The 12,344-nt window shown below is 40.6% G+C and carries 14 protein-coding genes and 1 other annotated feature; of the genes, 13 read left to right on the top strand and 1 reads right to left on the bottom strand.

The window, feature by feature from the left end; genetic code table 11:
• Positions 1 to 73 precede the first annotated feature (73 nt).
• From RU93_RS05890 to RU93_RS05860, 7 genes are all read left to right on the top strand, one after another.
• Positions 74 to 1,780, top strand: coding sequence for an ABC transporter ATP-binding protein (locus RU93_RS05890; protein ID WP_071874688.1), 1,707 nt, complete (start codon positions 74 to 76; stop codon positions 1,778 to 1,780).
• Positions 1,777 to 2,610 (top strand): energy-coupling factor transporter transmembrane component T family protein, encoded by an 834-nt coding sequence (locus RU93_RS05885; protein ID WP_071874687.1) that lies wholly within the window; start codon positions 1,777 to 1,779, stop codon positions 2,608 to 2,610. The genes RU93_RS05890 and RU93_RS05885 overlap by 4 nt, the downstream gene beginning before the upstream one ends.
• Positions 2,611 to 2,844: 234 nt before the next feature.
• Positions 2,845 to 3,441 (top strand): nitroreductase family protein, encoded by a 597-nt coding sequence (locus RU93_RS05880; RefSeq protein ID WP_071874686.1) that lies wholly within the window; start codon positions 2,845 to 2,847, stop codon positions 3,439 to 3,441.
• Between the two features lie 116 nt (positions 3,442 to 3,557).
• Positions 3,558 to 3,791: a binding site (T-box leader), on the top strand.
• Between the two features lie 73 nt (positions 3,792 to 3,864).
• The gene (locus tag RU93_RS05875) at positions 3,865 to 4,341 is read left to right on the top strand and encodes an S-ribosylhomocysteine lyase (protein ID WP_071874685.1); all 477 of its coding nucleotides are present in this window, start codon (positions 3,865 to 3,867) and stop codon (positions 4,339 to 4,341) included.
• Positions 4,342 to 5,115 (top strand): SDR family NAD(P)-dependent oxidoreductase, encoded by a 774-nt coding sequence (locus tag RU93_RS05870; RefSeq protein ID WP_071874684.1) that lies wholly within the window; start codon positions 4,342 to 4,344, stop codon positions 5,113 to 5,115. It abuts the gene before it with no gap.
• 75 nt (positions 5,116 to 5,190) lie between these two features.
• Entirely contained in the window at positions 5,191 to 6,069 is an 879-nt protein-coding gene (locus RU93_RS05865; protein WP_071874683.1) for a MetQ/NlpA family ABC transporter substrate-binding protein, read from the top strand.
• A gap of 1 nt (position 6,070) precedes the next feature.
• Entirely contained in the window at positions 6,071 to 6,760 is a 690-nt protein-coding gene (locus RU93_RS05860; RefSeq protein WP_071874682.1) for a 5'-methylthioadenosine/adenosylhomocysteine nucleosidase, read from the top strand.
• Between the two features lie 61 nt (positions 6,761 to 6,821).
• Here RU93_RS05860 and RU93_RS05855 read toward each other — a convergent pair whose 3' ends face one another.
• Positions 6,822 to 7,607, bottom strand: a complete 786-nt coding sequence (locus RU93_RS05855; RefSeq protein WP_071874681.1) for a PHP domain-containing protein — start codon at positions 7,605 to 7,607, stop codon at positions 6,822 to 6,824.
• Positions 7,608 to 7,757: 150 nt separating this feature from the next.
• Between RU93_RS05855 and RU93_RS05850 the strand changes: the two genes are divergently transcribed.
• From RU93_RS05850 to dhaM, 6 genes are all read left to right on the top strand, one after another.
• Complete coding sequence (locus tag RU93_RS05850; protein ID WP_071874680.1) at positions 7,758 to 8,747, top strand: aldo/keto reductase; 990 nt, start codon at positions 7,758 to 7,760, stop codon at positions 8,745 to 8,747.
• Between the two features lie 15 nt (positions 8,748 to 8,762).
• Positions 8,763 to 9,251, top strand: coding sequence for a GNAT family N-acetyltransferase (locus RU93_RS05845; RefSeq protein ID WP_211272567.1), 489 nt, complete (start codon positions 8,763 to 8,765; stop codon positions 9,249 to 9,251).
• Between the two features lie 55 nt (positions 9,252 to 9,306).
• Positions 9,307 to 10,230 carry a hexose kinase gene (locus RU93_RS05840; protein WP_071874678.1) on the top strand — a complete coding sequence of 308 codons (924 nt, stop codon included), beginning with the start codon at positions 9,307 to 9,309 and terminating at the stop codon, positions 10,228 to 10,230.
• A 132-nt stretch (positions 10,231 to 10,362) separates the two neighbouring features.
• Positions 10,363 to 11,349, top strand: a complete 987-nt coding sequence (gene dhaK, locus RU93_RS05835) for a dihydroxyacetone kinase subunit DhaK (protein ID WP_071874677.1) — start codon at positions 10,363 to 10,365, stop codon at positions 11,347 to 11,349.
• Between the two features lie 11 nt (positions 11,350 to 11,360).
• Entirely contained in the window at positions 11,361 to 11,948 is a 588-nt protein-coding gene (dhaL, locus tag RU93_RS05830) for a dihydroxyacetone kinase subunit DhaL (RefSeq protein ID WP_071874676.1), read from the top strand.
• Complete coding sequence (gene dhaM / locus RU93_RS05825; RefSeq protein ID WP_071874675.1) at positions 11,941 to 12,309, top strand: dihydroxyacetone kinase phosphoryl donor subunit DhaM; 369 nt, start codon at positions 11,941 to 11,943, stop codon at positions 12,307 to 12,309. The genes dhaL and dhaM overlap by 8 nt, the downstream gene beginning before the upstream one ends.
• Positions 12,310 to 12,344: the final 35 nt, after the last annotated feature.

Genomic DNA, 12,344 nt, shown 5'->3' with positions numbered 1-12,344 from the left:
AATAGCCGAGTGAACGGACTCGGCTTTTTGTCTGTTCTTGTGAAAGTGAGACTCAAAAATGAAGGAGAAAACGATGAGAAAAGCAATAATTAGTTTTGAAAACTTTACCTTTCAGTATCATAGTCAATCTGAACCCACGCTAAAAAATGTGAATATGACGATTTATGAAGGGGAGAAAATCTTAATCGTTGGACCTTCAGGTAGTGGGAAATCAACTTTTGCCAATTGTATCAATGGCTTAATTCCAAATCAATATGAAGGTACCATCACGGGTGAGGTCGTCATTGACGGCAAAAATCTGGCACAACACTCGCTATTTGATCTCTCCTTTAGTACGAGTACGGTCCTCCAAGATACCGACAGTCAATTTATAGGCTTAACCGTGGCAGAAGACATCGCCTTTGTGCTCGAAAATGATACGGTTGCTCAAGAAGAAATGAAGCAACAAGTCGCGCGATGGGCAGAAGTGGTGGATGTGAACCAGCATTTGGATAAACGTCCGCAAGATTTATCAGGTGGTCAAAAGCAGCGGGTATCGATGGCGGGAGTCTTGATTAATGAAGCGCCTATTCTATTATTTGATGAGCCGTTAGCCAATCTTGATCCGGCGGCGGGTAAAGAAGCGATTCATTTAATTGATCGCATTCATAATGAAGGCGATACGACGGTTGTGATTATTGAGCACCGCTTAGAAGATGTTTTAGAATGCCCCGTTGATCGGATTATCGTATTTAACGAAGGCGAAATTATTGCCGATCAACATCCTGACGTGTTACTCAAAACGAATCTTTTAACGGAAAGTGGGATTCGCGAACCGTTATATATTACCGCGATGAAAGCGGCAAATGTTGATTTAGCAACAGTTTCTGAGATTGCAAATCTCTATCACGTACAAGGTCCTGGCTTAAAAGACGTCTTGAAAAGCTGGCAAGGTATCACACAAGAGTCTAAGAAAAAAGAAAAAAAGACGCCTCTTTTAACGTTAACGGACGTGACGTATCAATATCGTAAACAAGATCCTTTTGTTCTAGACCACTTAAGTACGACGATTCATCAAGGGGAGAAAATTAGTATTGTCGGTCGCAATGGTGCAGGGAAATCGACGTTATTTAAAGCGATTTGTGGCTTTATTTCGGCACAAGGGAAGATGACGTGGCAAGGGAAGGACTTAACGAGCGATTCGATTAAAGAACGCGCAGACAAAATTGGCTACGTCTTACAAAATCCGAATCAGATGATTTCGCAAAAAATGATTTTTGATGAAGTGGCACTCGGGTTGCGACTCAGAGGCGTTGCTCCGGCAAATATTCAGACACGAGTCGAAAAAGTGTTACATGTTTGTGGCTTGTATCCATTTCGTCATTGGCCCATTTCAGCCTTAAGTTACGGGCAAAAGAAGCGTGTAACGATTGCGTCAATTTTAGTTTTAGAACCAGAGATGTTGATTCTGGATGAACCAACGGCGGGGCAAGATTATCGCCATTATACCGAAATGATGGTGTTTTTAGATGAGCTCAATCGTCTTGGAAAAACAATTGTGATGATTACCCACGATATGCACTTGATGTTAGAATATAGTGAGCGTACCTTAGTCATCAACGACGGAAAAATTTTAGCAGATGGCGCGCCGATTGACATCTTGACGTCACCTCCACTCGTCAAAGAAGCGGCGCTCAAAGAAACAACGTTGTTCACCTTTGCGACACGTCTTGGTTTAACCGATCCAATTGGTTTTACCCAACGCTTCATTGCATTTGAGGAAGGGGGAAGAGTCCGATGAAGGAGCATCAAACATTAGGGTACCATCCAGGAAAGACGAGGATTCACAATCTGAATCCAACTGCCAAATTGATTTTCTTGTTAGTGGTTTCCATCGCATGTATGACGACGTATGATACCCGTTTCTTACTATTCGTGAGTTTATTTTCCGTGGGATTATTTCCCCTAGCCCATATCAAATGGCATCAAGTTTCGTTTGTGATTAAGTTTATTGCGATTTTCTCTTTGTTGAATCTAGTCACGGTCTATCTTTTTGAACCGGAGTATGGGGTGAAACTTTATGGGACGCGGCATCTTATTTTTGAAGGTATTGGGCGTTTTACTTTAACGCAAGAGCAAGTCTTTTATTTAGTGAACTTAGTGTTAAAATATTTTTGCACGATTCCGTTAGCGCTCGTATTTCTACTGACGACAAATCCCAGTTCTTTTGCTTCTAGTTTAAACAAAATTGGTGTCAGCTATAAAATTAGTTACGCTGTATCGTTGGCCTTGCGCTACATTCCTGATATTCAAGAAGAATTTTTTACGATTTCACAAGCGCAACAAGCAAGAGGGTTTGAAATGTCGAAAAAAGGCAAGTTCTTACAACGAGTCAAAGGGACCGCGCAAATCGTTGTTCCGTTGATTTTTTCTAGTTTAGACCGGATTGAAAGTATTAGTACGGCGATGGAACTTCGTCGCTTTGGTCAAAAAAAGACGCGTACGTGGTATGTTGGACAACCATTTAAGGTAAAAGATAGTGTCTTAGTAGTCGGTGCTTTGCTGTTGTTGCTAATCACATTATGGCTCTTCCAAGTGAATGGTGGCAGATTTTACAATCCATTTCTCTAAAAGTAAAACGATAAAAGAAACCGTTTCGTCATTTGGTTTTCTTTTATCGTTTTTTGGTGAGTTCAATTTATTGACGGATAAATCAAATTGATTTATAGTATAATAGTTATCTCGAAATCGAGGGAATAAGCAAGTGTCTCGTGGGAGATAGTTGTTTATCGTCTCTTACACTAAAAAAAATGCGAGTGTTGTTTCTCATAACGCACTCAATACATATGGAGGAGTATATTTAACATGTCAGAAGCAATCAAATTATTCGAAAATCGTCGTTCAATCTATGCAATTGGAAATGAGTTACCAATCTCAGAGGAAGAAGTGACCGCATTAATTAAAGCGGCAGTCAAAGCAAGCCCTTCTTCTTTTAATTCTCAAACGTCTCGTGTCGTGATTTTAATGGACGATGCACATCAAAAATTATGGAATATCGTTGAAAAAACATTAGAACCACTAACACCGGCAGAAGCTTTCCCGAATACACAAGCGAAATTAGCGAGCTTTGCAGCAGGTAAAGGTACGATCTTATTCTTTGAAGATATGGACGTTGTTCGTTCTTTACAAGAACAATTTGCTCTTTATGCAGAAAACTTCCCAATTTGGTCTGATCAATCAACAGGAATCGCGCAACATGCTGTCTGGGTTGCTTTAGCAGAAGCCAATATTGGTGCGAACTTACAACATTACAATCCAATCATTGATGAAGAAGTTGCTGCAACTTGGAACATCCCTGCTAATTGGAAATTAACAGGTCAAATGCCGTTTGGTTCGATTGAAGCTCCAGCTGCACCAAAAGATTTCATGGACGATGCTGATCGTTTTATGGTTATTAAATAATAATTATTACAATTGAAGCTATCGGATGAGAAATGATCCGATAGCTTTTTTTATATTTAAAAAAGAAATAATGCTTGACAAGCAAAACACTTTTCGTTAAAGTATCGTTAAGTTCATATGAAACGTTGATGAGAAGAGTAGCGATGGCATTTGTTAAAAGAGACCTCCGACTGGTGAAAAAGAGGAACAAATAAAATGGTGAAGATGAACTCAGAGTTTTCGATCAGGTTAACGCTTGATTGACGGGTGTGACCGTTATCTCACCAGGTTTTATGGAATAGAACTGTAGAGGTGTTACTTGTAAAAGTAGCATAAATTTGGGTGGTAACACGGAATTCTCCGTCCCTTTGTCGATATTTATATTGGCAAAGGGGCGGTTTTTTTATTTTAAGAAAAAATGGATGATTCAAGGAGGAAGAAAAAATGGCAGAAGTAGAAAGTTTTACACTCGATCACACAAAGGTGAAAGCACCTTATGTTCGATTAATCGCACAGGAGCAAGGGGTTAAAGGCGATGTTATTGCAAATTATGATCTTCGTTTCTTACAACCGAATGAAAAAGAATTACCAACCGGTGTCGTTCATACCTTTGAACACTTACTAGCGGATTTACTCCGTGACCGAATTGAGGGCATTATTGATATTTCTCCTTTTGGTTGCCGGACAGGTTTCCACTTAATTACCTGGGGTGTGCCAAGTTCGAAGGAAGTCGCAGAAGCTTTGACCGAAGTCTTAACGATTATTGCCTATGAGACGAAATTCGAAGATATCCAAGGTGTCAGCATCGAAAGTTGTGGGAATTACCGAGATCATTCTTTATTTGGCGCCAAAGAGTATGCCAAAATTATTTTAGCAGAAGGAATTAGTGAAGATGCGTTTGAGCGTCGTGTGGTGAAATAAATGGTGTTTCCGTCATTGAACAAACAAGTGGTCCTTGTTATCGGAACAAAACAAGGGATTGGGGCAGCAGTCGTGGAGACTTTTTTGAAGGAAGAGGCAATCGTCATTGCTGCGGACATTGGTTATGTCGCACAGGAATTGACGCAACTTTCGCCCAATCACTACCAAATTCATGTCAATATCGCAAAAGAATCACAACTAATTGGTCTGGTTAACCAATTAGAAGAACAACAATTGATTCCAGATGTCTTTGTAGCAGTCGCAGGGATTTCTACGATGGCTTTTTTGACGGAAAGTGCCACGCAAGATTATGACAAAGTCCAAGAAGTCAATGCACGAGGCGTTTATCTTAGTTGTAAATATATTGTGCGACTCATGCAGAAACATCAAAAGTCAGGCCGGGTCATTTTAATTGCGTCTCAAGCGGGGAAAAATGGCTATCGTGGCATGTCGGCTTATGTGGCTTCCAAGCATGCAGTCTTAGGACTGACGAAAACGTTAGCAATTGAAGTAGCGAATCAAGGAATCTTAGTCAATGCGGTTTGTCCAGGAATTATCGAAACGCCGATGAAGCACCGAGAACGCATCGATGGTGGGTTACTACGTGGAATGACCAAAGAGGAAGTCTTGGCCGAAGATCAAAGCCAAGTGCCACTTGGTCGAACAGGAAATCCACAAGACGTCGCCAATGTGGTGTTGTTTTTGGCCAGTCCGTTGGCGAGTTATATGACAGGACAAGCGCTAAATGTCACAGGTGGCATGACGATGCACTAAGAAAAGCGTTTGACGGCATCAAGCGAAAAAAAATGTATTTGTTGGGGAGTTTGAACGAAAAAAGGAGAATGTTAAATGAATAAACGATTGGGAAGTATCTTACTATTAGCAAGTGTCTTAGCATTAAGTGCGTGTGGATCGGATTCACAAGCTGCGACACCTCAAAGTACAGAAAGTACGCAAGCAACGTCCTCAGAGCCAATTGTCGTGGGTTCGGTCGGTTCCGATGCTGAAATTTGGCAATTTATTGCCGACTCCGAAGCCGCGAAAAAAGCGGGCGTCACGATTGAAGTCAAAGAAATTACGGGCGGTCCGATTACCAATACGGCAACGGTTGATGGTGATGTGGATGCGAATGCTTTTCAATCGATTGGTTATTTAGAAAGCTTTAATGCTGAAAGCCCAGAAAAACTCGTGCCGATTGCGGCAACATATGTCGAACCATTAGGGATTTATTCTGAAAAGTTTCAATCGATTGATGACATTACCGAAGGTGCAACCGTAGCGCTAGCCGATAATCCTTCCAATACGACGCGGGGGTTACGTTTACTTGAAACAGCCGGGTTAATTAAACTAAAAGACGATTTTGATGATGGGATTGGCACACCGGATGATGTGATTGAAAATCCTAAAAATCTCCAATTCACGCTGATTGATGATTTGACCGGACCTCGTATTTTACCCGATGTCGATTTAGTCCTCATCAGTAACACCATTGCTTTAGAAGGTGGGTTGAACGTTTTGACGGATTCTATTTTCCACGAAGAAGCAGATACGGCTTTACGGGCAACAGTCAATATCATTGTGGTGAAAGAAGAGCGCGCCGAAGAGGAAGAATTACAAGTATTAGGCGAGTTATACCATGATCCAGAAGTCCAAGCCTTCATTGAAGAAAAGTTTGATGGGACAAAAGTTCAGGTTCAAATACCAATTGAAGAAATTTGGGGGAATTAATGTGAAAATCGCAATTGTTGCGGCCATGGCAGAAGAATTAGCGCCTTTTCGTGAAGTGTTTTCCAGTACAATCCTTTGGGAGAAAGGGAAAACGAAGATTGAGGCCGTCAACCCACAACTCTTTTTAGTTCAATCTGGAATCGGAAAAGCCAATGCAGCGGCTACCAGTGCTTGGCTGTGTGAGAAAGTCCAACCAGACTTAATGATTAATACGGGATCGACCGGTTCCTTTCGCAAAGATTTTGCGTTAGGCGATGTTGTTTATACGAATCAATTTATTTATAGTGATGTCGATGCGACCGGATTTGACTACGCTTTTGGGCAAGTTCCACAAATGCCAGCTGGCTATCCAGTGGCTCCGAAATGGTTACAAGTCATTGAAACTGTCCTAGCACAAGCGACAATTCCTGCTCATCAAGGATTGATTGTCACAGCCGACTCTTTCATGAGTGATCAAACGTCAGTAGCCGCAATTCGTCAAAAATTCCCAGAAATTATCGCGTCTGATATGGAAAGTGCCGCGATTGCGCAAATCGCTCACTTTTATGACATTCCAGTGATTAATTTACGGGGGATTTCTGACCATGTCGGAGAAAAGGCACCGGATACGTTTACTGATACCCTCGATTTAGCGGCTACTCAAGCTTTTAAAGCGGTAAAAGCGCTGATTGATTATTATCAAATCGCCTAATAAAAAGACCACTTCGCATTCGCTGAGTGGTCTTATCGCTTGTTTCACGTGAAACACTAAATTAGTGTGGTAAATCAGTCAGATACCGTTCATTTCCTTGGAAAACAACGAGTTGATTCACGTCAAATTTGCGTAGTAATTGGCTCATTTCTGGGAAAAGCAAACGATAATCTTGCGCGACATGGGCATCGGAACCAAGTGTAAACAGTTTTCCACCCAAACTTTGATAGAGCGGGATCGCATATTCATAAAGTGGGGCATTTCGATAACGTCCAAAACTTTTTGCATTTACTTCAAAAGCGAGTTCACGCTGAATGACGAGTTCAAAAATTTGACGTAACGTCGCTTCAAAATGTTCTTCGAGTTCTTGCGCCGAAAAATCAAAGCGTCGTAGACCATATTCAAAATGAGTCAAGATATGACCATCTGGGAACGATTTCAATACTTGCAACATTTGATCAAAATACATCGTCGCGACTTTAAATTTATCCATCGTTAACACTTGATCATCCATATAATCAAAACGACCATTTTGATGAATACTAACTAATTTTAAATCATACGGATGCGTTGCTAAATAGTCCATAATCATGCTTTCTTGGCCGGGTACAACGCCGATTTCGATGCCTTTTAAGATGGTAGTCGCTGTTTGTGGTTGTAGCTGATTGATTTTTTCACTCAACTGGTGATAGTTGGGAATATCATCTTTAAAGCCCGTTCCGGCATTCGCTAAATCAAAATGATCTGTCGCCACCAAAAAAGTTGGCCGATGCTCTAAATAATGTTCAAATGTTTCTTCGGAATCAAATGATAAAAAGGTATGCAGATGTTGATCATAATAGTTCATAGAAACCCTCCTTTACATAAGAATAGCATAATCTAAATCGAAGCCAAAGTGATAAAATTAAGATAACGGTTTCAATAAATGTGGAAATAGCCTTTTAAGTTCGTACTGGAAGGATTATACTAGAAGAAAGTCTATGAAAGAGGTGGCAGCATGTATCAAGCAAACAGTAAACGTTATGAAGAAATGTCGTACCGTTCGGTTGGGAAATCCGGCTTAAAGTTACCAAGTGTCTCGTTAGGATTGTGGCATAATTTTGGCGATGTAGACCCGTTATCGAATCAAAAAGACTTGATTTTTAAGGCGTTTGATTCAGGCATTACGCATTTTGATTTAGCCAATAACTATGGTCCTCCAGCAGGTTCTGCAGAGCGAAACTTTGGTCGGATTTTGAAAGAAGAGCTCGCGTCTTATCGTGATGAGATGATTATCTCATCAAAAGCGGGTTACTATATGTGGCCAGGACCTTATGGCGAATGGGGATCAAAGAAAAGTATTGTTGCCAGTTGCGACCAGAGTTTAACGCGCCTAGGACTTGATTATGTGGATATCTTTTACCATCATCGACCAGATCCAAATACTCCTTTAGAAGAAACTGCCCATGCGCTTGATTTATTAGTTAGACAAGGAAAAGCCCTATATATCGGCATTTCTAATTATTCAGCCGCGACGACTTTAGCGATGACGCGTCTTCTAAAAGAACAAAAAACCCCTTTTATTATTCATCAACAAAAATTTAATTTATTAGAAAGAACACCGGAAGAGGCTTTATTTATGGTACTCGAAAAAGAAGGCATTGGTGCGATTACTTTTTCACCATTAGCACAAGGACTATTAACCGATCGTTATTTAAATGGGATTCCAGAAGATTCTCGTGCGGCGAGTATCAATAGTCCCTTCTTATCTGAAGAGAAAGTGGCGGATACCTTAGCTACCGTTCGCGGATTAAATGAGCTGGCACTTGAGAGAGGCCAAACGTTAGCCGAGATGGCACTGGCGTGGAACTTACGTCATGACGTTGTAAGTAGTGTATTGATTGGGGCGTCCAAAGTTTCTCAATTAGAGAAGAATTTGAACGCGTTGAAACAGGTCACTTTTTCACCAGAAGAATTGCAAAAAATCGATCAATTAACCTTAAATTAAGAGAAAGTAGGGAAGATTATTTTTAGCATAAAATTAGTCGAAACGATTGAAGAGACACAGATTGTGGATCAATTAGTAAAAGAAATATGGCCAGAAACGTATCTTTCCATTATTGGGGAAGACCAAGTACGGTACATGTTAGCAACCTTTCAGTCGTTAAAAAATATTCAAGAAGATATCCAAAATGGCGATCGCTATTTTATTTTATATGAAAATCAAACACCGATAGGCTATACCGCCTATCGTGAAGAACCCAAAAGTTTATATATCAGCAAATTATACTTAAAACAATCCACTCGTGGAAAAGGGTATGCTTCTCAAGTCTTTCAATGGTTTGAGACATTAGCAGCTGGGAAAACATTAAGACTTAATGTCAACAAAGCCAATACACGCGCGATTGCGGTTTATGAGCATCGTGGGTTTAAACAAGTCGCTGCATGTAAAAATCCGATTGGGCAAGGGTATATAATGGATGATTATGTTTATGAAAAAGACTTGTGTTAATGAGGGTGACAGAATTTACGGGTTTGAAAAAACAGAGAAAATGTAGGTGGAAAAAATGATTGTAACGGTGACGATGAATCCCTCTTTAGACATGGCATATTCAGTCTCACATCTCGTTTTAGATGACGTTAATCGTGTGCCACAAGTTGAAAAGACTGCAGGTGGTAAAGGTTTGAATGTGACACGAGTCTTACATCAAATGAACGCGCAAGTATTAGCTACTGGATTAATCGGTGGCAATATCGGGAAGTATATTACGGATCAGCTCGATGATGCCAATATTTCCCATGCGTTTTATCCAATTGCCAGTGAAACGAGAAATTCGATTGCGATTTTACATGATGACGGTAAGCAAACCGAATTACTGGAAGCTGGACCAGAAATTACAGCGCAAGAAGCTGCATCTTTTTTAGCGCAATTCGAAAAAATCATAAAAGATGCAGATGTTTTGACGCTATCTGGAAGTTTACCTAAAGGGTTAGCCAGTGATTTTTACCAACAACTCATTCAAAAGAGTAATGGGATTCCGACACTGTTAGACACATCCGGACAAAGTCTAACTGATTGTCTTTCAGGAATGGTTAAACCATTTTTAATCAAACCTAATTTAAGTGAAATCCAGGCACTAATTGGTCGTTCACTAACGGTGTCAGATTTGAGATCGGTATTATCAGAGGAACAATTTGCTGGAATTGAATGGATTGTGGTCTCCCTAGGTAGTCAAGGAGCAATCGCTAAACATCATGATATGTTTTATCGCGTCACCATTCCTAAAATCGAAACGATTAACCCTGTTGGATCGGGCGATGCCACGATTGCAGGACTTGCGTATGGGATACAACAAAAACTCGATGACATTTCGATCTTAAAAACAGGTATGACAGCTGGGATGTTAAACGCGCAAGAACGAAAAACGGGCTGGATTAATTACGCTAATTTTAAGGAACTATTTAATCAAATCAACGTCGAAAGATATTAAATAAGAGGGAATAAGTATAGATACTGAATGTAAATCGGTGGAATAATACTTGTTCTCTTATTTTTAAACAAATAAAAAAGAAAGCGCTGTTTTTAATTAGAACAATAGTGTGATGACAGGAGGACAAAAAAATTGAAAAAAATAATTAATGAAGCGGGTAACGTGTTAGAAGAAATGCTGCAAGGTTTTACCACCGTCAATCAAATGTTAATTAAAAGGATTCCTGAAACATCGGTCATTGTCAGTCGAAAAATACCGAATCAAGTTGGACTGGTTAGTGGAGGAGGGAGTGGACATGAGCCTGCCCATGCTGGATTTGTAGGTGATGGGATGCTTCAAGCGGCAGTTTGTGGGCAAATTTTTACATCGCCAACACCTGATCAAATTTTAGAGGGAATTAAAGCAGTCGATAGCGGTCAGGGAGTCTTGTTGATTGTCAAAAATTATGCTGGCGACATTATGAATTTTGAAATGGCCAAAGAAATTGCGGAAATGGAAGAAATCGCTGTCGAAATGGTAGTCGTAGATGATGACATCGCCGTCGAAGATAGTACGTATACTCAAGGGAAACGTGGCGTGGCGGGGACAATTTTGGTTCATAAAATTCTAGGGGCTGCAGCGCGCGAAGGAAAATCACTAAGCGAGTTAGTGGTGCTAGCAGAGGAACTCATTCCAACGATTCATACGATTGGTGTGGCTTTGAGCGGTGCTACAGTTCCAGAAGTTGGGAAACCTGGCTTTTTACTTGAGGAAGATGAGTTGGAATTTGGCGTGGGTATCCACGGAGAACCGGGTTACAGCAAACAAAAAATGCTCACTTCAAACGAAATTGTTGAAGAGATGCTGACGCGATTAGAAGCGGTCACTCCTCTGACAAAAGGCAAACAATATGCAGTCTTAGTTAATGGATTAGGCAGTACGCCTTTAATGGAACAATATGTCTTCTTCAATGATGTTGCCACTCAATTAGGGGCAAAAGAAGTCGAAATAGTATTTTCAAAAGTAGGAGACTTGATGACGGCTATTGATATGGCGGGCGTTTCGTTGACGTTATTAGAAATCAAATCTGCGGACTGGTTAGACTATTTAAATCAACCCGTCACGACAGTCGCTTGGTAAGGAGGAAAAATATGTTTACAACAGAGAATCTGACAAAAAGTTTTTATCTTTTTCACGAGAAAATCGAGCAACAAAAAAATCAATTAAGTGAACTCGATCAAGCAATCGGAGATGGTGATCATGGGAATAATATGTCTCGCGGGATGACGGCAGTGATTCAAGGCATTGAAGAAAAGCAGCCAGAAACGGTTCCGGAATTGTTCAAAGTTGCGGCCATGAATTTAATTAGTAAAGTAGGCGGTGCGTCGGGTCCGTTATACGGTACGGCGATGTTACAAATGTCCAAAGCGTCACAGACAACAGAGGATACCTGTCAAATTCTCACAGAAGGTCTAGCGGGCATTAAAAATCGGGGCAAGAGTAGCGAAGACGAAAAAACGATGATTGACTTATGGTTTCCAGCAATTGAAAAAATGCAACAAGGAAAATTAACGAAGGAAGACTTAGTGGCATTTGTGGAACGAACGAAAGACATGGAAGCGAAAAAAGGCAGAGCTTCTTATTTAGGGGAGCGTTCGATTGGACATATTGATCCAGGTGCAGCTTCTAGTCAATTGTTATTTGAATCGTTTATGGAAGCGGGTGTATTTGATGAGTAGAGGGATTATGATTGTTTCCCATATCCACGAGATTGGGATTGGGGTCAAACGTCTCATGGAAGAAGCCGCGAAGGATGTTCCGATTGCCGTAGCTGCAGGATTAGAAGATGGCGAAGTCGGGACGTCGTTTGATGCGATTTTAGAAGCAATTGAAGCGTTACCTGCAGAAACAATCTATGCTTTTTATGATTTAGGAAGTGCCAAGATGAACTTAGAAATGGCCAGTGAAATGAGTGAAAAGACGATACACATTTTCGATACAGCTTTGGTGGAGAGCGCGTATACTGCCGCAACCCTCCTTCAAATAGACGCAGAAGAATCGGTTATTTTAGAACAACTAATCGCCCTTAAAATTAAATAAAAATAGGATTTTCGCAAATAAATACATCAAATAGA

The sequence above is a fragment of the Enterococcus aquimarinus genome (assembly GCF_001885765.1).
Lineage (GTDB): Bacteria > Bacillota > Bacilli > Lactobacillales > Enterococcaceae > Enterococcus_I > Enterococcus_I aquimarinus.
This window is presented reverse-complemented; position numbering and strand designations above follow the sequence as displayed.

Bases quoted from the DNA above. Each gene is read 5' to 3' on its own strand.
- RU93_RS05890 (WP_071874688.1), top strand. From the start codon at position 74: ATGAGAAAAGCAATAATTAGTTTTGAAAACTTTACCTTTCAGTATCAT.
- RU93_RS05885 (WP_071874687.1), top strand. From the start codon at position 1,777: ATGAAGGAGCATCAAACATTAGGGTACCATCCAGGAAAGACGAGGATT.
- RU93_RS05880 (WP_071874686.1), top strand. From the start codon at position 2,845: ATGTCAGAAGCAATCAAATTATTCGAAAATCGTCGTTCAATCTATGCA.
- RU93_RS05875 (WP_071874685.1), top strand. From the start codon at position 3,865: ATGGCAGAAGTAGAAAGTTTTACACTCGATCACACAAAGGTGAAAGCA.
- RU93_RS05870 (WP_071874684.1), top strand. From the start codon at position 4,342: ATGGTGTTTCCGTCATTGAACAAACAAGTGGTCCTTGTTATCGGAACA.
- RU93_RS05865 (WP_071874683.1), top strand. From the start codon at position 5,191: ATGAATAAACGATTGGGAAGTATCTTACTATTAGCAAGTGTCTTAGCA.
- RU93_RS05855 (WP_071874681.1), bottom strand. From the start codon at position 7,607: ATGAACTATTATGATCAACATCTGCATACCTTTTTATCATTTGATTCC.
- RU93_RS05850 (WP_071874680.1), top strand. From the start codon at position 7,758: ATGTATCAAGCAAACAGTAAACGTTATGAAGAAATGTCGTACCGTTCG.
- RU93_RS05840 (WP_071874678.1), top strand. From the start codon at position 9,307: ATGATTGTAACGGTGACGATGAATCCCTCTTTAGACATGGCATATTCA.
- dhaL (WP_071874676.1), top strand. From the start codon at position 11,361: ATGTTTACAACAGAGAATCTGACAAAAAGTTTTTATCTTTTTCACGAG.
- dhaM (WP_071874675.1), top strand. From the start codon at position 11,941: ATGAGTAGAGGGATTATGATTGTTTCCCATATCCACGAGATTGGGATT.